The sequence below is a fragment of the Bacillota bacterium genome (assembly GCA_033549065.1).
Classification (GTDB): Bacteria; Bacillota; Dethiobacteria; order DTU022; family DTU022; genus JAWSUE01.
In genome coordinates this window covers 167,294-190,552 of the sequence record JAWSUE010000004.1, presented here as the reverse complement: position 1 = coordinate 190,552, position 23,259 = coordinate 167,294, and the positions used below count along the sequence as shown (strand labels likewise).

The 23,259-nt window shown below is 39.4% G+C and carries 27 protein-coding genes; all 27 read left to right on the top strand.

Going from position 1 to position 23,259, the window contains the following annotated elements; genetic code table 11:
- Nucleotides 1–89 precede the first annotated feature (89 nt).
- The 27 genes from rpmH (at nt 90) to yycI (ending at nt 23,246) form a co-directional block, all read left to right on the top strand.
- The gene (gene rpmH, locus SCJ97_04215) at nt 90–224 is read left to right on the top strand and encodes a 50S ribosomal protein L34 (protein MDW7739245.1); all 135 of its coding nucleotides are present in this window, start codon (nt 90–92) and stop codon (nt 222–224) included.
- Nucleotides 225–241: 17 nt separating this feature from the next.
- Nucleotides 242–583: a ribonuclease P protein component gene (gene rnpA, locus SCJ97_04210; protein MDW7739244.1), complete on the top strand. Its 342-nt coding sequence runs from the start codon at nt 242–244 to the stop codon at nt 581–583.
- Nucleotides 584–615: 32 nt separating this feature from the next.
- A complete protein-coding gene (gene yidD, locus SCJ97_04205) occupies nt 616–810 on the top strand; it encodes a membrane protein insertion efficiency factor YidD (protein ID MDW7739243.1) in 195 nt (64 codons plus the stop codon).
- A gap of 18 nt (nt 811–828) precedes the next feature.
- Nucleotides 829–1,644 (top strand): YidC/Oxa1 family membrane protein insertase, encoded by an 816-nt coding sequence (locus SCJ97_04200; GenBank protein ID MDW7739242.1) that lies wholly within the window; start codon nt 829–831, stop codon nt 1,642–1,644.
- Entirely contained in the window at nt 1,641–2,261 is a 621-nt protein-coding gene (jag, locus tag SCJ97_04195) for an RNA-binding cell elongation regulator Jag/EloR (GenBank protein ID MDW7739241.1), read from the top strand. Before SCJ97_04200 ends, jag begins: the two co-directional genes overlap by 4 nt.
- A gap of 107 nt (nt 2,262–2,368) precedes the next feature.
- A complete protein-coding gene (mnmE, locus tag SCJ97_04190) occupies nt 2,369–3,754 on the top strand; it encodes a tRNA uridine-5-carboxymethylaminomethyl(34) synthesis GTPase MnmE (protein ID MDW7739240.1) in 1,386 nt (461 codons plus the stop codon).
- A 49-nt stretch (nt 3,755–3,803) separates the two neighbouring features.
- Nucleotides 3,804–4,502, top strand: coding sequence for a 16S rRNA (guanine(527)-N(7))-methyltransferase RsmG (gene rsmG, locus SCJ97_04185; GenBank protein ID MDW7739239.1), 699 nt, complete (start codon nt 3,804–3,806; stop codon nt 4,500–4,502).
- A 115-nt stretch (nt 4,503–4,617) separates the two neighbouring features.
- Nucleotides 4,618–5,451 carry a ParB/RepB/Spo0J family partition protein gene (locus SCJ97_04180; GenBank protein ID MDW7739238.1) on the top strand — a complete coding sequence of 278 codons (834 nt, stop codon included), beginning with the start codon at nt 4,618–4,620 and terminating at the stop codon, nt 5,449–5,451.
- 38 nt (nt 5,452–5,489) lie between these two features.
- Nucleotides 5,490–6,248 (top strand): AAA family ATPase, encoded by a 759-nt coding sequence (locus SCJ97_04175; protein ID MDW7739237.1) that lies wholly within the window; start codon nt 5,490–5,492, stop codon nt 6,246–6,248.
- On the top strand, nt 6,245–7,105 hold the full coding sequence (locus SCJ97_04170) for a ParB/RepB/Spo0J family partition protein (GenBank protein MDW7739236.1): 861 nt from the start codon (nt 6,245–6,247) through the stop codon (nt 7,103–7,105). The genes SCJ97_04175 and SCJ97_04170 overlap by 4 nt, the downstream gene beginning before the upstream one ends.
- Before the next feature lie 255 nt (nt 7,106–7,360).
- A complete protein-coding gene (locus tag SCJ97_04165; GenBank protein MDW7739235.1) occupies nt 7,361–8,257 on the top strand; it encodes a M23 family metallopeptidase in 897 nt (298 codons plus the stop codon).
- Nucleotides 8,258–8,277: 20 nt separating this feature from the next.
- A complete protein-coding gene (locus SCJ97_04160; protein MDW7739234.1) occupies nt 8,278–8,700 on the top strand; it encodes a polymer-forming cytoskeletal protein in 423 nt (140 codons plus the stop codon).
- Nucleotides 8,701–8,978: 278 nt separating this feature from the next.
- The gene (locus tag SCJ97_04155) at nt 8,979–9,641 is read left to right on the top strand and encodes an adenylate kinase (protein ID MDW7739233.1); all 663 of its coding nucleotides are present in this window, start codon (nt 8,979–8,981) and stop codon (nt 9,639–9,641) included.
- Between the two features lie 4 nt (nt 9,642–9,645).
- Entirely contained in the window at nt 9,646–9,840 is a 195-nt protein-coding gene (locus SCJ97_04150; protein ID MDW7739232.1) for a DUF951 domain-containing protein, read from the top strand.
- Between the two features lie 21 nt (nt 9,841–9,861).
- Entirely contained in the window at nt 9,862–10,923 is a 1,062-nt protein-coding gene (ychF, locus tag SCJ97_04145) for a redox-regulated ATPase YchF (protein ID MDW7739231.1), read from the top strand.
- Nucleotides 10,924–10,940: 17 nt separating this feature from the next.
- Nucleotides 10,941–11,990, top strand: a complete 1,050-nt coding sequence (locus SCJ97_04140; GenBank protein ID MDW7739230.1) for an AI-2E family transporter — start codon at nt 10,941–10,943, stop codon at nt 11,988–11,990.
- Between the two features lie 138 nt (nt 11,991–12,128).
- On the top strand, nt 12,129–12,656 hold the full coding sequence (gene rpsF / locus SCJ97_04135; protein ID MDW7739229.1) for a 30S ribosomal protein S6: 528 nt from the start codon (nt 12,129–12,131) through the stop codon (nt 12,654–12,656).
- A gap of 23 nt (nt 12,657–12,679) precedes the next feature.
- On the top strand, nt 12,680–13,084 hold the full coding sequence (gene ssb / locus SCJ97_04130; GenBank protein ID MDW7739228.1) for a single-stranded DNA-binding protein: 405 nt from the start codon (nt 12,680–12,682) through the stop codon (nt 13,082–13,084).
- 17 nt (nt 13,085–13,101) lie between these two features.
- On the top strand, nt 13,102–13,332 hold the full coding sequence (rpsR, locus tag SCJ97_04125) for a 30S ribosomal protein S18 (GenBank protein MDW7739227.1): 231 nt from the start codon (nt 13,102–13,104) through the stop codon (nt 13,330–13,332).
- 178 nt (nt 13,333–13,510) lie between these two features.
- Nucleotides 13,511–13,957 carry a 50S ribosomal protein L9 gene (rplI, locus tag SCJ97_04120; protein MDW7739226.1) on the top strand — a complete coding sequence of 149 codons (447 nt, stop codon included), beginning with the start codon at nt 13,511–13,513 and terminating at the stop codon, nt 13,955–13,957.
- 26 nt (nt 13,958–13,983) lie between these two features.
- Nucleotides 13,984–15,330 carry a replicative DNA helicase gene (dnaB, locus tag SCJ97_04115; protein MDW7739225.1) on the top strand — a complete coding sequence of 449 codons (1,347 nt, stop codon included), beginning with the start codon at nt 13,984–13,986 and terminating at the stop codon, nt 15,328–15,330.
- A gap of 18 nt (nt 15,331–15,348) precedes the next feature.
- Complete coding sequence (locus tag SCJ97_04110; GenBank protein ID MDW7739224.1) at nt 15,349–16,719, top strand: NAD(P)/FAD-dependent oxidoreductase; 1,371 nt, start codon at nt 15,349–15,351, stop codon at nt 16,717–16,719.
- A 266-nt stretch (nt 16,720–16,985) separates the two neighbouring features.
- Nucleotides 16,986–18,383, top strand: coding sequence for a peptidoglycan DD-metalloendopeptidase family protein (locus tag SCJ97_04105; protein MDW7739223.1), 1,398 nt, complete (start codon nt 16,986–16,988; stop codon nt 18,381–18,383).
- Between the two features lie 140 nt (nt 18,384–18,523).
- A complete protein-coding gene (locus SCJ97_04100) occupies nt 18,524–19,216 on the top strand; it encodes a response regulator (protein ID MDW7739222.1) in 693 nt (230 codons plus the stop codon).
- A 1-nt stretch (nt 19,217) separates the two neighbouring features.
- A complete protein-coding gene (locus SCJ97_04095; GenBank protein ID MDW7739221.1) occupies nt 19,218–21,011 on the top strand; it encodes an ATP-binding protein in 1,794 nt (597 codons plus the stop codon).
- Nucleotide 21,012: 1 nt separating this feature from the next.
- The gene (yycH, locus tag SCJ97_04090; GenBank protein ID MDW7739220.1) at nt 21,013–22,356 is read left to right on the top strand and encodes a two-component system activity regulator YycH; all 1,344 of its coding nucleotides are present in this window, start codon (nt 21,013–21,015) and stop codon (nt 22,354–22,356) included.
- Nucleotides 22,353–23,246: a two-component system regulatory protein YycI gene (gene yycI / locus SCJ97_04085; GenBank protein ID MDW7739219.1), complete on the top strand. Its 894-nt coding sequence runs from the start codon at nt 22,353–22,355 to the stop codon at nt 23,244–23,246. The genes yycH and yycI overlap by 4 nt, the downstream gene beginning before the upstream one ends.
- Nucleotides 23,247–23,259 lie beyond the last annotated feature (13 nt).

Sequence of the window (23,259 nt, the reverse complement as noted above, 5' to 3'; positions counted from 1 at the left end):
GAGTGATCGCGGTTCCTTGACATGTTTACTTTTATTACTGTATAATTTTCATATTCTAAATGCCTATTTAAGAAGGGGAAATTTAATAAATGAAGAGAACTTATCAGCCCAAAAAAAGAAAAAGGAAAAGAGTTCACGGATTCTTAAAAAGAATGAGTACTCAGGCAGGACGCCAGGTTATAAAACGGCGCAGGCAGAAGATGAGAAGAAAGCTTAGCGCATAAACTCTAAAATAATTTTAATGACACTTTTCAGACTTAAAAACAGTTGGGAATTTAAGCGGGTATACCGTTACGGCAGAACAGTCGTATCAAAAAACATCGTCCTTTATTACTACTCCAATGGTGGCCAAAATAATCGTCTAGGGTTTTCAGTAAGCAAAAAAGTTGGAAAAAGTGTCATCAGGAATAGAATCAAGAGAATCTATCGAGAAGCATTTATGAAGGTCGAAAAAGAGTTAATAACAGGTTACGACTTCATAATAATTGCAAGAAGGCCGGCAGCTGATGTTTCTTTTAATGAGGCATATAGGGAGCTGCATTTTCTTTGCCGGAGAGGAAAAATGCTATTACAGCAACATTAAAGATTCTTAACAGCTTGGCAGCAAAAATATGTATGCTGCTAATTAATGTGTACAGAATATTTATCTCTCCACTTAAGCCACAGGTATGCCGCTTTTATCCTTCTTGTTCACAATATACATATGAAGCGCTTAAACGTTATGGTTTTTGTAAGGGTATATTTATGGGTGTTAATAGACTGCTTCACTGTCATCCATTTAACCCGGGCGGTTATCACCCAGTTGATTAAATTGTAGGAGGAGTTTAAATGATTGATGCTATCGCCGAAATATTTGGCGCACTGATTAGCTTTTTATACTCATATATTCCCAATCTTGGTATAGCAATAATAATTATGACCCTGATCGTTAAATTAATTACATTTCCTCTAAATAACAAGCAAATACAGTCTTCAAAAAAAATGCAGATTCTTCAACCAGAGATGAAGAAAATCCAGCAGAAATTTAAAGATGATAAAGAAAAACAGAATCAAGCTATGAGCGAGTTTATGAAAGAAAATAATATAAACCCTCTGGCTGGTTGCCTGCCCTTGTTGATACAGTTTCCAATACTCATTGGCATATTCAGATTACTCAGGGAAGCTGATAAATTTTTAGATATGTCAGTTATAAATCCCTATTTATTTCAAGGAGCCGAATTAATTGATTTGCTGGCTGTTCCGAATGTGGGGTTTGATAATTTTCTTAATCAGATCAGTATATATTATATATTCCCATTAATTGCAGGAGCTACCACATATATTTATTCCAAGATGTCAATGCCATCAGACAGCAGTCAAAAAATGCTTCTCTATATGATGCCAATTATGATCACGGTATTTAGTTTTAGTTTCCCTGTCGGATTAGTCATATACTGGACAATGAATAATTTATTTTCTATTGGTCAGCATAAATTCATTGTTCGGATGGGTGAAGCAAAAGAAGAAAAAATTAGCTCAGGATTGGAAGATGTAACTGAAGGCAAAAAAGATAAAGAGATAAAGGTAGAAAAAAAATCTAACGGAAAAAAGAAATCTGATAGCAGTGGAAAAGCAAAAGCTCAAAAAGGGAAGGGTAAGAAATGAAAGATTATGAAGCAACAGGCCGCACCCTGGACGAAGCTATAGATAAAGCAATAACAGCTTTGGGAATAAGGAAAGAGAACGCTGAGATTAAAATTATTGATGAACCAGCTCAGGGTTTACTGGGTATTATTGGGTCAAAAGAAGCACGGGTTATGGTAAAGGTCAAAGAAAATCCAGTCGATTATATAGTGAAGTATATGGATATACTATTACATATTATGGACATAGAGGGAGAAATAAACATACGGGAAGACGATGAAAAACTGGATGTAATGATTTTGGGTCGAGATGTAGGCGTACTAATTGGTAGGCGGGGAAGAACGCTGAGCGAAATTCAGTACCTGTTAAATGTAACTGTGAGAAGGCAATTTAACAGTTTGAATAAAATGGTTGTTTTAGATATTGAAAATTACCGATCAAGAAGAGAAAAGACTTTGACACAGTTGGCTAAAAATGTTGCAAGAAAAGTTTCTCAAGACGGTAAAGAGCAAACTCTGGAACCAATGACCCCACAAGAGCGCAGAGTAATACACATTGCTCTTCAGGATTATCCTGATATCATGACTTATAGTAAGGGTCAGGAACCCCACAGGAAAGTCGTTGTGGCACCCAGGTAACAGTAAGATAGATAAACCGCCCCGTCTGACGGGGCGGTTTTTTGTGTATAATATCAATTGAAAGACGGAACTGTAATTGTATATTTTATCACCAGGAGTGAAAAAGATTGTATAAAAATGAAACGATAGCAGCAATAAGCACCCCCCTCGGTGAAGGAGGAATAGGTATAGTTCGGCTCAGCGGGCCAGATGCTTTTTCAATAGCAATGAGTATATTTAATTGTTCAAAGTCTGAAAAGCCTGGTTTTCCTGAACCACGGAAGCTATATCACGGATATATATATGAAGATGATCAGCAAATAATTGATGAAGTGCTAGTATCATTTATGCCAGCCCCGTATACATATACCCGCGAAGATATAGCAGAAATAAACTGTCACAGTGGAATAATTACTTTAAGGGCCATTTTACGCCTGGTTATTAAAGCAGGTGCCAGACTAGCTGAACCAGGTGAATTTACCAAGCGAGCATATTTGCATGGCCGGATAGATTTAAGCCAGGCTGAAGCAGTACTTAATATTATTAAATCTCGTTCTGAGGAAGCATTGAAAATTGCCGGCAGAGCTTTACAGGGTGAGCTATCTAGAAGAATTGGAGAAATAAGGGACATTCTAATAGCAACCAGAGCCCCCCTTGAAGCCAGTTTTGATTATCCGGAGGAGTTCACATCGGAAGAGATAGAAAGAGAAAACATTAATAAAAAAATAGTAGAAATTATTGCGAAGAGCAAGGAATTACTTATTAATGTTGAAAGAAGCAGGGCTATGCAGGAAGGTGTATCAATCGCAATTATAGGTAGGCCAAATGTTGGGAAATCTTCATTGTTAAATGCTTTAATGAGGCAGCAAAGAGCAATTGTTCATGAAATGCCCGGTACAACCAGAGACTTACTGGAAGGACAAATTAACTTAGGAGGATATCCACTATTATTGGTTGATACGGCCGGGATACAGGGTTCTGAAGATCCTGTTGAAAAAGAAGGAATTTCAAGATCCCGAAAGGCTGCAGAAAAAGCCAGATTACTATTAGTGGTGTTGGATGGATCGAAAGAAATAGCAAATGAGGATCGTGAGATATTTAGAATAATAAGTCAGGATCAGGGATTGATAATAGTAATCAATAAATCTGATTTAGAACAAAGACTTTCAGTTTGTGAGATAAAAGAAACATTTAAGGCCGACACAATAGTAAAAACTTCCGCGCTAACCGGCGAAGGAATTGACGAACTTGAAAAAACTGTAGCCAACAAACTGGATCAAATATTAGGTTACTCAGACATAAGCCCTATAGTAGTTTCTATCAGACATGAAGAAATCATCAAGCAAGCTTTATCGCATTTGGAATCAGCCTTAGAGCAAATTGATGAAAACCCATTAGAAATTACAAGTTTGGAATTAAAAAATGCATGGCATAAGTTAGGAGAAATAACCGGCGAAACTCTGGAAGATCAGATTCTGGATAAAATCTTCAGCGAATTTTGCTTAGGCAAGTAAGAAGTGCAAAAACCTCTTTTTTAACGGTGAGTGAATGAGTCAGATTTTGATGAAAAAAATGATTAAAAAATTGGGAATTGGGCTGACTTCCTGTCAGATAGAAAAGCTATTACATTATTCAGAACTATTGTTTGATGGCTTAAAGGAACAGCGGTTAACCGGAGAAAAGACATTAGAAGATATCATTAATAAACAACTTTACGATTCTATATATCCAATAAAACTATTTGAGATTGATCAGTCTAAAGATGCTTTGGATTTGGGGACCGGAGGGGGATTGCCTGGAATACCTCTGAAAATCTGCCTGCCCACGATGAAGTTCACTTTTATGGATTCCAATAAACGTAAAATGAATTTTATATATCGTGTGGTTCAAGCTGTCGAATTGGAAAAAGTCAGACTGCTTTGTGGAAGAGCTGAATACTGGGGCCAGATTGAAGAACACCGTGAAAGGTATGATTATGTTTTTAGTAAAGCGGTTGCCGAAATGAACGTTCTGGTTGAGTATACACTGCCATTAACACGAGTTGGTGGAGAGAACATTCTATATAAGGGGCCACGTGGTAATGAAGAATTGTTGGAAGCTTTTGGAGCAGTCGAACAATGTGGCGGTGAGATTATTGATATATATGACTACAAGCTAATTTCCGGTGAAATGAGAAAGATCATTAGAATCATAAAAAAAAGAAAAACTCCAGAAAAATATCCACGTCCCACAGGAAGGCCTGGTAAAAAACCATTGCGTTGATTTTAGAAAAATATACTCGAAATATTTATAGAGGAAAGTACTTGCCATTGTCAAAATATAATGAGAATGAAATACTAATGATGAACACGCATTATAACACTGGGAGGCGAACAAAATTATAGAGGAAACAGAAGTTAAATCAGATCAAGTCTATGCAATTGACTTGGAAAAGATCAAGCCAAACCCTTTTCAACCCCGGCGGGAAATATCTGAAGAGAAAATAGACGAGCTGGCCAAATCGATTAGAACCTCGGGACTAATTCAGCCGATTGTAGTCCGTAAAGCAATTAATGGATATGAACTTGTTGTAGGTGAAAGACGGTTTTTAGCCTGTAGAAAATTGGGGTGGAGAAAAATAAATGCAGCCGTTAAAAACTATTCTGACAGTGCAATGGCTACAACGGCTTTGATTGAGAATTTACAACGAGAGGGTTTAAATTATTTTGATGAAGCCCAATGTTATCAAAACATTTTGAGCAACTTTAATCTTACTCAGGAGACACTTGCCAGGCAGGTTGGGAAAAGCCAAGCTTCAATCGCAAATAAAATTAGACTTCTTAAATTCTCACCACAAGTTCAAAAAAAGTTGTTGGAAAACAATTTATCTGAACGACATGCCAGAGCATTACTTAAAAGTCAAAGTGAAGAGGAACAACTTAAACTGATCAAAGAAATAATTGAAAGAGGATTAAATGTAAGTCAAGCAGAAAAAAGAATAATGCAAGCTGAGGATAATAAAAAACAACAAAGTCGTGCAACTAGAAAAAAACCGGTTATAAGAGATTTACGGATTGTCTTGAATGCAATCCGGGAAACGATTGTAACAATACAAAACGCGGGATTATACCCCGAAGTTGATGAGAAGATAGAAAAAGATTACATTGAAATAACTATTCGTCTGACTAAAGAGATGCTGGAAAACCGGAAACGAATAACAGTTAATTCTTAATGGAGAAAGTTTCGGATTAAATTCAGAGGATGTTGATAATGGCTCATGTTATTGCAATTGCAAATCAAAAAGGCGGAGTGGGTAAAACTACCACTGCAATTAATCTTAGCGCGGCGATGGCCAAACTGGGAGCAACTGTTTTACTGGTGGATGTAGATCCTCAGGGTAATACAACCAGTGGCGTAGGATTATCAAGAAAAGATATCAATGATTGTATTTACAATGTCCTGATTGATGAAATGCCGATAAAAAAAATAATACTACCAACAAAATGGAAAAACTTATATGTAGTTCCAGCTACTATACAACTGGCCGGCGCTGAAATAGAACTGGTCTCAATGGTTTCGCGAGAAAGCAAACTTAAAAAATCTCTGGTCCCGGTACTAAGCGATTATGATTACATTTTGATAGATTGTCCCCCTTCACTCGGACTGCTTACTTTGAATGCGCTTAAAGCCGCAAATGGTGTTATGATCCCAATACAATGTGAATATTATGCCCTGGAAGGCCTGGGGCAGCTAATGAATACAATTTCGCTGGTAAGAAAACATTTAAACAATGAGTTGCGTATTGAAGGTGTAATTCTTACCATGTATGACACAAGAACCAACCTATCTGAGCAAGTAGCTGAAGAAGTAAAAAAATATTTTAAACAATACGTATATCAAACTATAATACCCCGAAATGTTAGATTGAGTGAAGCGCCAAGCCATGGTAAACACATCCTTGATTATGATCCAAAAAGCAAAGGCGCAGAATTACATATTGCGTTAGCCAGGGAGGTTATGGGCAGGTGAGCGAAAAAAAACGCCTGGGTAAAGGTTTGGGGGCTTTAATCCCCGAAGTTCTTGCGGTATCTCCCGAAACAAGTGAAATCGAACTAGCGGCGATTAAACCAAATCCTTTTCAGCCCAGGAAAAATTTTGATGATGAGAAGCTCAGGGAGTTATCAGCTTCGATAAAAGAACATGGAGTAATCCAGGCTGTAGTGTTAACAAAGGGTGATAATGATTATGAATATATATTGATAGCGGGTGAACGAAGATGCAGGGCTGCACAAATTGCAGGATTAACTAAAGTTCCCGCAGTAATTCGTGACATTGATCGTGGAACAATGCTGGAGATAGCACTCATAGAAAACCTGCAACGTGAAAACCTTAATCCAATTGAAGAGGCTGCAGCATATCGTAAGTTGATGGACGAATTTAATTATACTCAGGAAGAGCTGGCAAAAAGAATCGGCAAGAGCAGGCCAACAATTGCAAATAGCCTGAGACTGCTTTCACTTTCAGAACCAGTTAAGGAACTGCTTGAAAAAGGTGAAATTACTCCTGGACAGGCACGACCACTCCTGTCTATCAGCGATCGAGCTCTCCAATATCAATCTGCAATAAAAATAATTGAAGAGGGCTTATCATCCAGGGTATCAGAACAGATAGCCGCAGAAACCGGAAGGAAAAAGAGAATAAAAGGGGAAAAAGAGATCCATCAGGAACCACTTTTACAGGAATTGCAATTACAGATGCAGAGAGTTTATGGAACAAAAGTGCTTATTAAAAGGAGCAAAAATGGTGGAGCGATTGAAATATATTATTACAGCGAAGATGATTTAGAAAGACTGGTAAGCAAACTATTGCCTGATGGAGTACAATAAATGTTTCACGTGAAACAATTATTTTCATAGCCAATCAACTTAATGTTTCACGTGAAACAATAGGTTCCTGATGCACTTTTAAAAGAGCATGTAGGACATTTGGTCAAGGCTTGCACTGTATGTTATAATAAACAGGATATTTTATATCGGGGGCAATTATCTTTTTGTTATTGATATTTTGTGACCCGATATTTTCTTCGAAAGGATAAAGGTAGATTCATGACAGATTCACACAACAAAAGGTGTTTTACGATAATGGTTGTTCCTCATTCCGAGGAATCTACGTTTAGTTTGCGACTTCCTCTTTTTGCAGTTAAATTAATTGTTGCTTTTTTAGTTTTGTTTGTTACCGGGGTTTGTGTCTTGGGATTTGCTTATATAAGGGCAGTCGCAGATGCGAAGGAAGTTCAAACTTTAAGACAGGCAAATAGGGCTCAACAGGAAGAGATCGATGCTCTGGCGGTTGAAACCCAGAGAATGATGGAACAGGTACGTGAAATTGACGAATTGATAGAGGTGGTAACAGAAAGGATTGAAGGTGAAGAAGGTGAAATCAAAGGGATTAATGAACAATCTACTTCAGCTACAATACTTGAACAAGATACAATTATGTATGACAATGGCCGAAGCTACAGCAGTAGATCTCTTTCTAACGGTGTTCTCGAAAGGGCTTCCAGTAACATCCTTCTCCTGCAAAATATAATTCCCGAACAAACAGAATTATTGGATTCCATGGAAGACTATGTCACCCGGATGGAAGCGACACCTTCTATCTGGCCAGCGCGGGGACGTATTTCTTCCGGGTTTGGCATGCGACCAATCCCTTATTCAGCATCTGGTTATCAGTTTCATACGGGGGTTGATATAATTGGAGCCCGCGGTACAGCTATATGGGCAACTGCAGCAGGTGAAGTAATATTTACAGGTTATCAGGGGAGTTATGGCAATATTGTAATTATAGAGCATGGTTACGGTTATGAAACGCTATATGCTCATCTTGCAGGATTTTCTGTAAATGCTGGGGAGTATGTTGAAAAAGGTCAAAATATCGGTTACATGGGTAGTTCCGGACGAACAACCGGTACTCACCTGCACTACGAGGTTCATTATAATGGATCTTTTGTAAATCCCCAAAATTATATGAAGCAGTAGTAGCCGAAGGAGGAAAGTTAATGTTTAAAAAGGATAGTTTTGATAGTTCGTCCGATAAGGTAAACACAGTAATTGGCAAAGAAACTGTTTTTACCGGTACGATCAACGGGAAAGGATTAATCCGCATCGATGGTCAGGCGGATGGTAAAATAATTAATAAAGGCGATGTAATTATTGGTGAGAGCGGCAAGGTAAAGGTAGATATTAAAGCGAGAAATATAACTATCGCCGGATATTACGAAGGAACTATTGAAGCGGAAGGCAAGCTGGAACTGAAACGAACTGCAACGGCAATTGGGTCATTCAGGGTAAATGGTTTACTGGTGGAAAGTGGTTCTGTGCTATCAGGAAACCTCGACATGAAACATAAGGATCAATCTTCTGGTGTATCATCCGTCCAGCACAATTGGCAAAGCAAAAAACAAGAAGAAAATGATCAATAATCTGGCAGTTAATTGAATTAAGGACGGTCAGTTCATACTATTACTGATAAAAATTGGTGGAAGCACTTAATCTGTGCTTCCATCTTTTTAAGGAACCTATTAACACATAAGGTTGAACCTGAGATTATTGATTATAAATAATAGCATATAGTATTTCAGGGGTGGGGTAATTGATCTTTAAATGATTGTTTTCCATTTGCCAGCAGGATTTGCTGCTCAGACGAAGAACAGTAAATTTTGGCACATAAACCGACAGATCCGAAAAGTGAGGTTTTTGTATGTTAATTATATTGATTGGACCACCTGGAGCAGGCAAGGGAACTCAAGCAAAAAAATTAGTCAACGAATTTAATCTTGCCTACGTATCAACAGGGGATATTTTAAGAAATGCCGTAAAAGAGGAAACAGCACTGGGTCGTAAAGCGCGTGAGTATATGGATCAGGGCAAGCTGGTTCCCGATGAACTGGTTGTAGAAATTGTAAGGGAACGTTTATTGGAACCAGATTGCAGGGAAGGTGTTTTACTGGATGGATTTCCGAGGACAGTTTCCCAGGCAGTATTTTTAGATAAGGTTTTACTCAAGTTAGGCCTTAACATCGATCTGGCGTTGTTAATTGAGGTTGATGAGGATGAATTAATCGATCGATTAACTGGCAGGCGTGTATGCTCGGACTGTGGAGCAAACTTCCATATTAAGTTTAAACCTCCGAAAGTACGTAATGTGTGCGATCAGTGTGGAGGAGAGCTTTACCAAAGAGATGATGATACGCTGGAGACGGTACAGGAACGATTATCGGTTTATAAAGAGCAGACAGCTCCTCTGGCTGAGTACTATCAGGATAAGAAACTGCTTAAGATAATTGATGGCAACCATGAAATAGAAATGGTTTATAAGCAGATTGCAGGATTTCTCAAAGAACTCAAAATGCCGGAGAAATAAACTCATGGTTCAATATGAGGTCGGGCAGCTAATCCAGATGAAAAAAAGTCACCCATGTGGCTCAAATTGTTGGCGAATTATTAGAATAGGTATGGATATTCGCATAAAATGTGTCAAATGTGGCCGTAGTGTATTAATCCCCCGATCACGTTTCGAACGTAGAGCAAAATGTATTATCTCGGATACGGATTCTTTGTAGTGCTGAAGGGGAGTATTATTTTTGCCCTGGAGTTGCGGTATTGTAGGATTGCCCAATGCGGGAAAATCAACATTATTTAAAGCCCTTACATTACTTGATGTTACAATCGAGAGCTATCCCTTTTCTACAATTGATCCAAATAAAGCAGTAGTACCTCTTCCAGATCAACGATTAGCTGCGCTAGCTGAACTGACCCAAGCCTTAAAATGTACTCCTGCAATACTCGAAATAGTTGATGTAGCAGGACTTGTTAAAGGGGCCAGCATGGGTGAGGGGTTAGGTAACCAGTTTCTTGGACATTTACGTGATGTTGATCTGTTGATTCATTTGGTAGCCTGCTTTGATCTGTCAGACTATAAAAGTATTGCAGTTAACGAAAGAATTGAAACTGTTGAAGTTGAATTATGTTTGGCCGATCTTGAAGTTATTTACCGCCGCAAGCAAAAACTTGAACCAAAATTAAAGAGCGGTGATCGTAATAGTTCAGTGGAAATGGGGATACTTATAAAAGCAGAAGAATTTTTACAGCAGGGACTACTTCTAAGAACAGTCAATTTTAAAACAGCAGAATTTAATGTTTTAAACCAGCTATCGCTCCTGACTTTGAAACCGATGTTATATGTTTTTAATCTTGATGAGGTATCTGCCGCAATATCCGATTTATCATTATTCCCAAAAATTGGGCCTGCGATACTGTTATGTGCCAGCCTGGAAGCCGAACTAACGGATCTTCCAGATGATGAGAAAATACAATTTATAGAAGCGTTTGGCTTAAAAGAGAGCCGGATTGAATTGCTTTTAAAGGAATGTTATAGAATCCTTAACCTGGCAACATTTTATACAATCAAGGGATCCGAAGCAAAAGCCTGGATAGTAACCAAGGGCATATCGGTTATCGACGCAGCCGGGAAGATCCATACAGATATGGAGCGGGGTTTTATAAATGCAGAGGTAATACCCTGGAATGTTTTGTTGGCTGAGGGCTCATTATCAAAAGTCAGGGAAAAGGGTCTCAGTAAAACAGAGGGGAAAAATTATCCGGTCCAGGATGGCGATGTTTTATTCGTCCGTTTTCGCCAGTAAAGAGGTGGTTAACGTAAGTGGATAAACAGTGGCTTTTTATTATACGTTCTTTTATATTACTTTTGGTTATTGTTGGAGTGATATGGCTTTTACATAGCCTTACATGGGTAGTGGGCCTTATTTTGGTCAGCATTTTGATCGTTTATCTTCTTTATCCGATTCTGCAAATTCTAAAAGAAAAATATCGTTTAAGCCATGGTATTTCCACCATTTTGACATTTGTTCTTTTCATTTTATTATGCGCTGTGGCTATTAGTCTTTTTATCCCGGTTATCATTAATGAGGTAGCTGAGTTAGCTGATAATTTTCCACATTACCTGGCCCGGTTTCAGACTTACATTTCATGGGTATCTCAACAAACAATCAAACTTGAAATTGAAGATGATGTGAGAAATTACCTTATGGGCATGAGTGAAAATCTCCATCAGGCAATAGAATACCTGGCAGAAGCCTCATTCCTTGTTATTGGAAGAACTGTTGATATATTCCTTGTACTGTTTTTAGTGTTTTACTTCTTGCATGATTTTCAAGCAATCAGGGAAGGTATTATTGCCATATTCCCAGTATCTGCAAGAAAAAGAGCTGAAAACATTTTGCTGATCATTGACACAAATATTGGTTCATTTATCAGGGGCTCTTTAATAAGGTGCTTGATTGTAGGTGTCGTAACTGGGTTGATTCTGCTTATCGTCGGTATGCCCTATGCCCTGTTATTAGGTTTTATAGCAGGTGTATTTAATTTTATATTATATATAGGTCCATATATTGCAGCTATTCCTGCACTCCTGCTCAGCCTGTCACCCCTTACTCCATCTCCTCTTATCGTTGTAATCATTTATGTCATAATTCAAGTTTTTGATGGTATTTTTCTGGCTCCACTCCTTCTTGGCCGGATCCTGAAGCTAAAACCGATCACCATTATTCTGGCAATTCTTGCCGGAGGAAGCCTTGCAGGAATATTGGGGATGGTTCTGGCAGTACCCTTTGCAGGAATTATCAAAGGAATATTAGATGTAATTAAAAGTGGACCGGCTTACCATGAAAAGCATGAAGAAGTTGAAAGCTAAAATAATTGCTCTAATTTCTTTTCAGGATACTGCCGGGTATTACTTGCCTCGTCTATGTAAATATGCTATTATGTTGCAGGTTAGTCCCTGCTCCTTTTTAAACGGAAGGGGCCATTTGTCCAGAGGGAGGTGATAAAAATGGAACTTTATGAAATCATGTTTATTTTCCGGCCTGATGTTGAGGCGGAACAGCAAGAAGAAGTAATTAACACCCTAAATGAAGTAATTGTTAAAAATCAAGGTGAAGTCAAGGGTGTATTTGATTGGCGGAAACGCAGGCTATCCTACGAAATCAACAAGCATACCGAAGGGCATTACTATCTTCTTTATTTCTACGGCCAGGGCCTAATAATTCCAGAGTTAGAACACTTTTTTAAGGTAACCGATGAGATAATCCGGTTTATGGTTGTACGTGCCGAGGAAGAAGACTTTGAAGCATTTGCTAAAGAAAAATCGTCAGAAGAAGTCACAGTCGAAGAACCTAAGATTGACTCATCTGACCAAGAATCTGAGATTGCAGAAGGATTAGAAAAGTCTTCGGAAGATGTGGTAAAAGAAACGGATGAAACAGATCAAGAAGAAAAACCAGAAGTTGTTGAGGTTGAACAGGTAAAAGATGATTCTATTGATAACCCACCTGATACGGACGATAAAGAAGAAAGTTAAAATAATTTAAGGACGGTGCTTTAATGCTAAACCAGGTTGTATTAATCGGACGTTTAACCAGGGATCCGGAATTACGCTATACCCCGGGAAACGGTGTACCAGTCGCAACCTTTACCCTTGCTGTTGACCGTCCTTTTACCAATCAGCAAGGAGAAAGGGAAACTGACTTTGTCAACATTGTAACCTGGAGAAAACTTGCAGAGAACTGTGCGAACTTTCTCAAAAAGGGGAGCCTGGCTGCAGTTTCCGGACGTCTGCAGATTCGCTCATATGAAGATAGTCAGGGTATAAAACGTAAAGTTGCCGAAGTCGTCGCTGATGATGTTCGTTTTCTTGATCGGGGTCGGGGAAATGAAGATGGGAAACCTGACGATCTCGATAGAAGTATTGATGAAGTAGATATCAGCGGAGATGATGTTCCTTTTTAGTGGAAGGAGGTTAACCCGTGAGACGGGACAGAGGAAGAAAACCAAAGAAAAAGATTTGTAGCTTTTGTGTCGATAAAATTGAAAGCGTAGATTATAAACAATATGAAAAGTTGAAAAGGTTTATTACAGAAAGAGGTAAAGTATTGCCAAGAAGAATTTCCGGAAATTGTGCACGACACCAACGCCAGTTAACCAGGGCAATCAAACGATCCAGAATAATGGCTTTGCTTCCATTTACTTCAGAATAAAAGTTTGACGGTACATGTGAAACAGAAATAATGACGATGCTGCGGTGCTGCGGAAATTATTCCGGGCACCGTTCTGTTTTGCAGGAGAGCAATAACCCGGGAGCGAACTATCTTTAAACAAATATAATTACCGTTGCCCTTCAAAAAAAGGTGTAACCGAGAAAAGGAGCCTTTTGCGATGAAAGTAATTTTACAACAAGATGTTGCAAATCTTGGTAAAAAGGGAGAAGTAAAGGATGTAGCACCAGGATACGCCCGGAACCACCTTATGCCCCGGGGAATAGCGGTTGAAGCAACGGCTCAAAGATTAAGAGAATGGAAGCAGCAAAAAGATAAAGAAGATATGATTCACAGAAAGCAGGAAGAGGAAGCACAATCAATGGCAGATAGGATAACCCAAACCGAATTAATCTTCAAGATGCCTGCCGGTGATGGAGGAAGATTGTTTGGCTCAGTTACTCCGGGAGATGTTGCTATCAAATTGGGTGAAATGGGATATGACGTTGATAAAAAAAAGATTGAGTTTCACGAACCTGTAAAAAGTATTGGAAATTATCAATTGACCGTTCGTCTATATCCCGGGGTGCTTGCAGAACTTGGGATTAAAGTTGAGAAGGAAGAATAAGCCGACTGAAAAGGAGCGTTTTAGAGTTGGTTGTAATTAGCGACAGAATACCGCCGCAAAGCAAAGAAGCAGAACAATCAGTACTTGGATCGATGATTATTGATAAAGAAGCCATTTTTGCTGCTGCCGAGCTATTATCAGATCAAGATTTTTATTCGACAGCTCACCAAAAGATTTTTGCTGCGATAATTTCATTAAGTGAAAAAGGTGAACCTGTTGATATCGTTACCCTGGCTGAGGAGCTTCAGAGCAACCAATGCCTTGATGAAGTTGGAGGCAGATCCTATCTGGTTAATCTTGCTAATATCGTCCCAACTGCAGCAAATGTGCAATACCATTCACATATAGTCCGTGAAAAAGCTATTCTCAGATCTTTAATACAAGCAGCAACAGGAATTGTAACCCGCAGTTATGATGCTCCCCATAATGTAGATGAATTTTTAGATGAGGCGGAACAACTTATCTTTGAAATTGGACGGAGAGGTAAACATCAGGGTTTTACATTACTCAAAGAAGTACTTGTCCAGGCATTCGACCGTATAGAAAAACTATATGATGAAAAAAAGGGTATAACAGGCTTATCTACCGGCTTTACAGATCTGGATAGAATGAGCTCCGGTTTGCAGAATTCTGATTTGATAGTGATCGCTGCGCGACCGAGTATGGGTAAAACAACTCTTGCGCTCAATATTGCTCAACAAATTGCGGTTAAAGATAAAAAAGCAACTGCCTTTTTTAGTATGGAGATGTCAAAAGATCAGTTAGCCCAAAGATTATTATGTGCGGAATCCCAAATTGATGCTCAAAATATGCGACGTGGATTTTTGACTCAGGAAGAATGGCAAAAATTAACTCGTGCAGTTGGGCCGTTAAGCGATTCTCCACTTTACATTGATGATTCAGCCAGCCTTTCAGTGATGGAAGTAAGGGCAAAGGCACGGCGTCTTAAAGCTGAGAGAGGGCTAGATGCGATTTTTGTTGATTACCTTCAGCTTATGCGTGGGTTTGGTCGTTTTGAGAGCAGACAACAGGAATTGTCAGAAATATCGCGTGCGCTGAAAGCTCTTGCTAAAGAATTAAATGTCCCTGTTGTAGCATTATCACAGCTGAGCAGGGCTGTGGAAAAACGACCAGATCGCAGGCCAATATTAAGTGATTTGATGGAATCTGGTGGTATTGAGGCAAATGCTGACCTCGTTATGTTTATTTATCGGGAATCATACTATAATAAGGATACAGAAAAAGGAAATTTAGCCGAAATAAGTATAGCTAAACAGCGTAATGGACCAACTGGGGTATTAGAATTATATTTCCTTGATCGATATACCAAGTTTGCAAACGCAGCCAGAGAATCCATTCGAGAAGAGGGTTGATTTCTGGTGGCTGATAAAATGTATGATGTTATCATTGTTGGTGCCGGCCCGGCTGGCATCTTTGCAGCACTGGAATTACTTAAGAAAAGCGGCATAAGGATTTTGATCATTGACAAAGGAGCACCGCTTGAGAAAAGGTATTGCAAAACACAGCATGAATACAGGCGTTGTTTAAAATGTGATCCCTGTGCAGTTACATGTGGATGGGGTGGCGCTGGCGCTTTCAGTGATGGAAAACTTACCTTAACCCCATCTTTCGGGGGATTTCTCAATGAATATATCGACCAGAAGGCTGTGGTAGATCTGATCGAAGAAGTTGATCAGATCTACCTCTCATTTGGAGCTTCTGAAGAATTATTCGGAACAGATCTTGGAGCTCTAAAAGATATGGAACGTCGTTCTGCTGCTGCCGGTTTGAACCTAATTCCGGCTAAAATCAGGCATTTGGGTACTGAAAACTGTTATCGTGTTTTAGAAAAAATGTATGATGCACTGATTGGCAAAGTAGATATAATGATGAATACTGCAGTAGAAGAATTGATCGATGAAAGTGGTAAGATTTCCGGGGTTAAACTTTCAGATGGCAAGATATTGCAATCTGATTTTGTGATTTCTAGTCCAGGACGATCCGGAGCGGACTGGATTCATAAAGAATCGATACGTTTAGGATTGAGCGGATTCAATAATCCAGTAGATATCGGCGTTAGGGTAGAAATTCCGGCGGTAATCATGGAAAATATAACCAACGTTATATATGAATCGAAACTGATCTATTTTACCAGTCAGTTTGATGATCGGATACGGACTTTTTGTATGAATCCCCATGGCATTGTGGTTACAGAAAACAATGAAGGCCTGGTGACAGTCAATGGTCACAGCTATGCTGAGACTAAAACAAGTAATACTAATTTTGCTTTACTTGTAAGCAAATCTTTTACAGAACCGTTTAACGAACCAATCAAGTACGGAAGGTATATTGCAAGTTTAGCTAATATGCTGGGAGATGGGGTCATTGTCCAGAGGCTTGGAGACCTTCTTGCTGGTAGAAGGTCGACTCATGAACGTATCCGGCGTGGGTTAGTGAGACCAACTCTAAATGAAGCCACTCCAGGGGATTTGAGCCTGGTTTTGCCATACAGGTATTTAATTGCTATAATAGAAATGTTGCAAGCCCTTGACAAGTTGGCTCCCGGAGTTAACTCAAGGCATACATTGCTATATGGAGTTGAAGTTAAGTTTTATTCATACAGGCTTGAATTAAGCCAACACTTGGAAACGGAAATAAATAACTTGTTTGCTGTTGGTGATGGAGCTGGAGTAACAAGAGGCTTGATCCAGGCTTCTGCCACCGGCATGCTGGCTGCCAGAGAAATAATCAACCGTATATAAATATAGGTTTGTGAACTTACAAGCTTCACGGGAAATAGGCACAGGCAAAAGGATACAGCTCAGTTTGAGCAGGATAAATCCTTTTTTTATAGAACTTACTTATATTATGCTAATAATGGCCGGGCAGCCAGGAAGGTTGATAGAGAACAACTGACATCTTTCAGAAAGAAAGGAACCAGCTGATGAGATTAAAGCCTATAAATGTCGTGCCTGCCGGCAAAAGACCTCCTATAAAAAGATCCACCTGTCGAAAAAATTATTATTGTATGTTAAAAGCCTGGTTACTTAAAAAAAGAATCACCGGCTTCTATTTTGCTGTTTCTGCTGCTGCTTTGTTGCTTTTGATGATGGGAACCTACAATTACTTGGGCAATTATGTTTATGTTGTATTTCTCGATGATAGGGAAGTAGGAATAGTTGAAGATGCCAGCGACGTTGAAGGTTTTATTAATGACCTGACAAGCAAATGTGGTGAATTATATGGAATGGCTGTGCATACGGGAACAAAGATCGATCTTGTCAGGGAATTCCGGCCGGATAGTAAACCAGAGCCTGAAGCTGTCATGGAAGCACTGCGCAGCCAACTATCGCTAATTACCGATGCTTATATGATCACTGTCGAGGGAAAACCACTTGTCCCTGTTGCATCAGAAAAAGATCTGGAAACGGTCATAAGTTACCTGAAAACTTCATATATACGAGACAGCGAAGCAATTAAGATCCTGGATATCAATGTTGTAGAGAACCTGGGTATTGAATCCTGCAGTGTAAATCCGGATAATATTTATTCTGCAGAAGAGGTGGCCTCACTGTTAGTCGAAAACAGTAAAGGGCAACCGATGTATGCTTCTTTTTTCCCTGAAATCACAGGAAGAGGTGCCCTGATAAACCGTTCTTCCTTCAGTGATGCTGAATTGGGTTTCAAACTGCAGGATGATATAAACCCCAGCCAGGTTTTTAATGGTAGCGAAAGCGATGATTTAAACGAATTAGTGAATGCTGAAGTTACGGTGAAGATAGTGGAGGAAGTCACTGTAACTGAACCGATACCTTTTAATGTGGAGTATACCTATGATAGTGAAATGTGGATTGTTCAGAATGAAATTTTAAATCCAGGTAAGGAAGGAAAGAAAGAAATAATTTATCACGTTACCCGGGAAAACGGTCAGGAAATAGAAAGAATAAAGCTCAGTGAATCTATCATCGAAGAACCGGTTACCCAGGTAGAGGTTTTTGGAACGGCCAAAGTGCCTTCCATCGGTTCAGGACAATTTATCTGGCCTGTTGAATCCGGAGGAGAAGTAACTCCCGGGCGAGGTTTTAGTACCTGGCATACAGGAATTGATATAAATGCACCGTCAGGAACAAATATTCTGGCTGCTGATAGCGGTATAGTATGGTTTTCAGGTTATGGAGGGTCACAGGGTAATTACCTGATTCTTTACCATGGTTCCTATTGGACCCTTTATCTGCATAACAAGACCAACCTTGTGTCAGAAGGAACTGAAGTGCGGCAGGGTGATCTTATCGCCCTGTTAGGTTCAACAGGACGTTCCACAGGCCCTCACTTGCATTTTGAAGTTCGCCTGGATGACGGATCAGGTGAATGGCTTACTTACTATCAACATAAACCGGTTGATCCTCTACAGTTTTTCCACCCGTAAGTTATTTGTATAATTGGAAGCCGCCCTGTCAGATTTCGCAGGCGGCTTACTTGTGTAGCCGGCATTATTCGTCAGAAGGTATTTTTCTCCACAGAGGCGAATTTTCTAGTTTACAATCATATATTATGGAGAACAAAAATATGTCGAGAATACTGGTTGTTGATGATGAAAAGCCTATAGTTGAGATCTTAAAGTATAACCTTGAGAAGGAAGGGTACCATGTAATAACAGCATTTAATGGTGAAGAAGCGCTTCAACTGGTTGAAAGTGAATCTCCTGATCTTATTATCCTTGATATTATGATGCCTCAAAAAGATGGTTATACAGTTTGCAGGGAAATAAGATTGAAATATGACACACCGATCATTATGCTCACAGCAAAGGAAATGGAAATGGATAAAATTCTTGGTCTCGATCTAGGCGCGGATGATTATGTAACAAAGCCATTCAGCTCCCGGGAAGTGATTGCCAGAATAAAAGCTATTATGAGGCGGGGTATACCAAAATCTACCAGGGCTGAACAGATAAAAGGAAAGATTAAAGCAGGTGCTATTTCCGTTGATTTAGATGAAGTTCAGGTATATATCCAGGATATACCAGTCGAGCTAACGCTTCGAGAATATAATTTACTGGTATATTTAATGAAGAAACCCGGACATGTGTTCAGCAGGGAACAATTGCTTAATCAGGTTTGGGGGTATGATTATATAGGTGATGAACGAACTGTCGACGTCACGATCAGAAGATTAAGGGAAAAACTGGAAAGCAATCCGGCAAAACCGGAGTACATTTATACAAAGAGGGGTGTCGGTTATTATTTCAGGCGGAGGTAAAATGTTTAACAGCCTCCAGTGGAAAATAATTTTTATTTATATAATGCTGATCCTCTTCTCACTGCAATTGATCAGCGTGTATCTTGTTCAATCACTGGAACAATATTACTTGCGGAACTATAAAGAAAGCCTTGAAAATCAGGCCAGGCTTCTTTCTGCTTTCATGATCCCTTCGTCGAGTGGGGACGGAGAAGGTTGGGCTGAAGATACTGTAAGGCTAGCCAGGGATTTCAGGGATTTATATGAAATGGAAATAATAATCCTCGATAATTTTGCTCATATAGTTGGAACATCCGGAAGTCAGGCTTTATTGGGCCGTAGGTTGATTAGAGATGAGATTACCCGTGCGCTAACCGGTCATCAAAGTGATAACATACGATATGATCCGGCATCCTCAGAAAGAAGATACTTCCTGGCTTATCCGATACAAAACGATCACAATACTTTAGGCGTTATATATCTGAGTGGTTCCTTAAAACCTGTTGACGATACTTTGAATGAAGTTAAAACAATTTTATTAACTGGAGTTATTCTGGCATTGGTGGTAAGTTTCTTGTTAGGTTTAGTATTAACCAGAACTATCACTATTCCGATCAAGGATGTTACCGATCAAGCTTTCAACATGGCGAGAGGAGATTTTTCCAGAAAGATCGATGTCCAGACAGCTGATGAGATTGGACGTTTAGGGGAAACATTCAATTATTTGGCCGATCAGCTCAGTTACACAATCAATGAGATGTCATCAGAGAAAAGTAAAGTTGAAGCGATAATTAATAACATGAGCGATGGTGTGGCCGCGCTAGATGGCAAAGGTTACCTTATTCAGATCAATCCTTCAGCAAGACGTTTAATGAAAATGATTAATTTAAACATTCCTGCGCTTAATCGTTCAGGGTTTAATCTTCTCCGTAATCTCATTGGATCGGAAGCTACGAAGCAATTTATCCGAAAGCAGAAGCCATTAACAGCAGAGATTTCCGGTTATAATCCCGAACATATTATGCAGGTTAAGGTTGCCCCTTTTAAGGTGGACAAAGGTAAACTCGACGGCACTTTAATTGTCCTCCATGATGTAACCAGGGAAAGAGAATTGACCAGACGGCAGGAAGAGTTTGTGGCTGACGTATCCCACGAATTACGAACCCCTCTTACCACAGTCAAAAGCTATGTGGAAACACTACTGGACGGAGCTGCTGATGAACCTGAAGTGCGCAACCGGTTTCTTAATATACTTTCCAAAGAAACTGAGCGAATGGTCAGCATGGTGCGAGATCTCTTGGTACTTTCTCAAATTGATTCTGAACGGGTAGACTGGCAAAGATCAAATGTAGATCTGCGTGATCTTTCATTGGAGGCAGTAGATCAGGTCAAGCAGAAATTAGGAACCGAACTCCCACAATTTCAAATAAATATTAAAGATAACTTGCCGATGGTATATATAGATCGTGATAAAGTTATGCGTGTCTTCTCAAATCTTCTAAATAATGCTGTGAAATATACTTCCTCTGCGGGGGCGGTCATTATCGACGCGTTTCTGGAAGGAGATTTAATCAAGGTGCTTATAGAAGACAACGGAATAGGTATACCGGATAATGAATTGCCCAGAATATTTGAAAGATTTTATAGGGTTGAAAAAACGCGAAGCCGTGATTATGGAGGGACTGGTTTGGGGCTTTCTATTGCCCGTAAAGTAGTTGAAGCTCACGGGGGTAAAATTTGGGTTGAGAGCATTGTTGGAGCGGGGACTAAAGTGTGGTTTACACTTCCGCTAATCTCAGAAGTAGAGGGTTTATAGAATGGTCGAGCGAATTAAATCTGTTCTGTTAATTTTTCTGGTAGTGTTAAGTTTGTATCTTACATATCAGCTTTGGTATGGGAAGCACCCTGCGGAGCTCATTGTAGAAGATATTTATGAGCAAATAGAGGTAGAACAGCCTCGTCAATTAGAACAGATTATAAGCCCATCGCAGATCGCAGTGTTTGAAGAAGAGATGTTTTATCTACTCCGAGAAAATGAAAGTGCTTATGAGGTATTATGGGATGGATTATCTGTTCTCCTCCAAAACACCGATCCAGATCTTGATCAAGAATTCTCCTCGTTACCAACTGAAAAAGAACCCTGTTATACGTATTATTTTGACCCACTTTTACCTGTGGGTGAAGAAACTCCTTGGCTTAATTCTGCTTTACCGATGCTTATTAAAAAGATCGAGATTCATTGCCTTGAAGAATCTTTGTGGTTGAGCATTATAGAAGATAGCGAGGAAGAGATATACTTAATTATTAAAGAAGCTCCTTATGAACAGTTCATGGAAACTGTTTCGTCTATCAACCTGAGTAGTAAATTAACTCAAGTTTTTATTACAGAGAGTTTGGTGGCTGACCTTACAGGCAGACAAATCAGGGTTGTTCGGCCTATATACCTTTCACAAGAATCAGTTTACCTTGATGATCTGGCTGTAAGAACTGAGCAGCTTGATCGTGAATTACTCCTAAAAACTTTTTTTGTTGATTACAGCCTGGCACGAATTATTGAGGAAAGAGACGGTGGCGTTATATATACCGATGGTGATAAAGGGTTAAGGTTGACTTATACAGGCTTGTTATTCTCGAACCCCCAGATTGAAAATGGGCAATCAACCTTTTCGTACAATACGGCGTTACTGGCAGGAGGCAACTACCTTTCATATCACGGTGGCTGGCCGGTAGGGTTACGGCTTGAAGAAGTAAAATTGATCAGACGAGCCAGGACATCGTATTATTCAACTGAATGGATCATGTACCACGAAGGGTTACCATTATTTACTAATCAGGCAACCAGAGCTATTTTTAATGATTTAGGGCTAGTAAGCTACACGAGATCCGTATTCAATGTTGTTAGCACAACTGATAGTAGTGAAAAGTTTTTTCCAGCTGCGCCATGGACCGAAGCCTTAATTTCAGCACTGAATTATTTTGAAGAACGTTTTCCTGGATTTAATGCCGAATTGAGCCTCGAAGCAATGAGTCTTGGTTATGCTATTGCCGGTTCTGTAACATCTATGCGTGGTGTCCCGGTATGGTTTGTTCAACTTAACGGAGAAAAGTTTTATCTATCTGCAGAAACTTTGATCCTGCTCAGTGAGGAGGATATGTTATGAACCTGGGCCGGGCTAAACTTATTTTAATTGTTGCTTTTACAGGGCTCAACCTATTTATGAGTTATCACCTGTTTTGGCCTGACTTCGGACGGTTAACCCGGGTAGCAGTAACTGTTGAGGATCAACGTATAGCTGAGGTCTTTTTGAATCATAATAATTACTTTCTTGATACAGCGATCAACAGGGCAGTTCAGACCAGTGACTTTTTAACAGTCACTCCGGACCAGAATGTTCAGAGGATATTACTTGCCAGGTTTATTGAAGGTGGGGCTGAAATTGACTTTTCAGATAATGTTACATACTGTAAGCTTGACGATGAGCAGGTTGCTATTCATCCAAACGGTTTCATACAGACTATATTCATACCTTCTGCTATAATTACCGAGCATGATATTACAGCTATCGAAGAAAGAGAGCTTTTATCGTTAGTCGAAAGCTTTCTTAAGTCGAAAGACCTCTACCCACAAGGTATACAATATGATTATATTGAAGTAAAAGATGATAAAGAATATATCATTCATTATTACCAGTTGATTGACAATACAGCTGTATATGCAAGCCAGCTTAAAGTTTTCATCACTAATGGTCAGGTTAGTTCAGTAGAAACATTCTGGCTTGATTTGGAAGAACGGTTTCCCTTCAGAGAAATTGAGGTTATTTCAGCGCTCGAGGCTTTAACAAATATGGTTCATGAGATCGGGGCCAGTGCGGAGCCGAGAACTATAAAACAGATAAATCTCGGATTTTTCAGTGTTGAATATGATGCTGAAAAATGGGAGATACCACCTGTATGGCGTATCGTGCTGGATAATAACAAACGGTTTTATATCAATGCATTTACCGGTAATCTTGAACAGGATACAACAATTATTCCTGATCAATTGCCATAGAAGCGATATCATG

Bases quoted from the DNA above. Each gene is read 5' to 3' on its own strand.
- rpmH (MDW7739245.1), top strand. From the start codon at position 90: ATGAAGAGAACTTATCAGCCCAAAAAAAGAAAAAGGAAAAGAGTTCAC.
- rnpA (MDW7739244.1), top strand. From the start codon at position 242: ATGACACTTTTCAGACTTAAAAACAGTTGGGAATTTAAGCGGGTATAC.
- yidD (MDW7739243.1), top strand. From the start codon at position 616: ATGCTGCTAATTAATGTGTACAGAATATTTATCTCTCCACTTAAGCCA.
- SCJ97_04200 (MDW7739242.1), top strand. From the start codon at position 829: ATGATTGATGCTATCGCCGAAATATTTGGCGCACTGATTAGCTTTTTA.
- jag (MDW7739241.1), top strand. From the start codon at position 1,641: ATGAAAGATTATGAAGCAACAGGCCGCACCCTGGACGAAGCTATAGAT.
- rsmG (MDW7739239.1), top strand. From the start codon at position 3,804: ATGAAAAAAATGATTAAAAAATTGGGAATTGGGCTGACTTCCTGTCAG.
- SCJ97_04175 (MDW7739237.1), top strand. From the start codon at position 5,490: ATGGCTCATGTTATTGCAATTGCAAATCAAAAAGGCGGAGTGGGTAAA.
- SCJ97_04165 (MDW7739235.1), top strand. From the start codon at position 7,361: ATGGTTGTTCCTCATTCCGAGGAATCTACGTTTAGTTTGCGACTTCCT.
- SCJ97_04160 (MDW7739234.1), top strand. From the start codon at position 8,278: ATGTTTAAAAAGGATAGTTTTGATAGTTCGTCCGATAAGGTAAACACA.
- SCJ97_04155 (MDW7739233.1), top strand. From the start codon at position 8,979: ATGTTAATTATATTGATTGGACCACCTGGAGCAGGCAAGGGAACTCAA.
- SCJ97_04150 (MDW7739232.1), top strand. From the start codon at position 9,646: ATGGTTCAATATGAGGTCGGGCAGCTAATCCAGATGAAAAAAAGTCAC.
- rpsF (MDW7739229.1), top strand. From the start codon at position 12,129: ATGGAACTTTATGAAATCATGTTTATTTTCCGGCCTGATGTTGAGGCG.
- ssb (MDW7739228.1), top strand. From the start codon at position 12,680: ATGCTAAACCAGGTTGTATTAATCGGACGTTTAACCAGGGATCCGGAA.
- rplI (MDW7739226.1), top strand. From the start codon at position 13,511: ATGAAAGTAATTTTACAACAAGATGTTGCAAATCTTGGTAAAAAGGGA.
- SCJ97_04110 (MDW7739224.1), top strand. From the start codon at position 15,349: ATGTATGATGTTATCATTGTTGGTGCCGGCCCGGCTGGCATCTTTGCA.
- SCJ97_04105 (MDW7739223.1), top strand. From the start codon at position 16,986: ATGTTAAAAGCCTGGTTACTTAAAAAAAGAATCACCGGCTTCTATTTT.
- SCJ97_04100 (MDW7739222.1), top strand. From the start codon at position 18,524: ATGTCGAGAATACTGGTTGTTGATGATGAAAAGCCTATAGTTGAGATC.
- SCJ97_04095 (MDW7739221.1), top strand. From the start codon at position 19,218: ATGTTTAACAGCCTCCAGTGGAAAATAATTTTTATTTATATAATGCTG.
- yycH (MDW7739220.1), top strand. From the start codon at position 21,013: ATGGTCGAGCGAATTAAATCTGTTCTGTTAATTTTTCTGGTAGTGTTA.
- yycI (MDW7739219.1), top strand. From the start codon at position 22,353: ATGAACCTGGGCCGGGCTAAACTTATTTTAATTGTTGCTTTTACAGGG.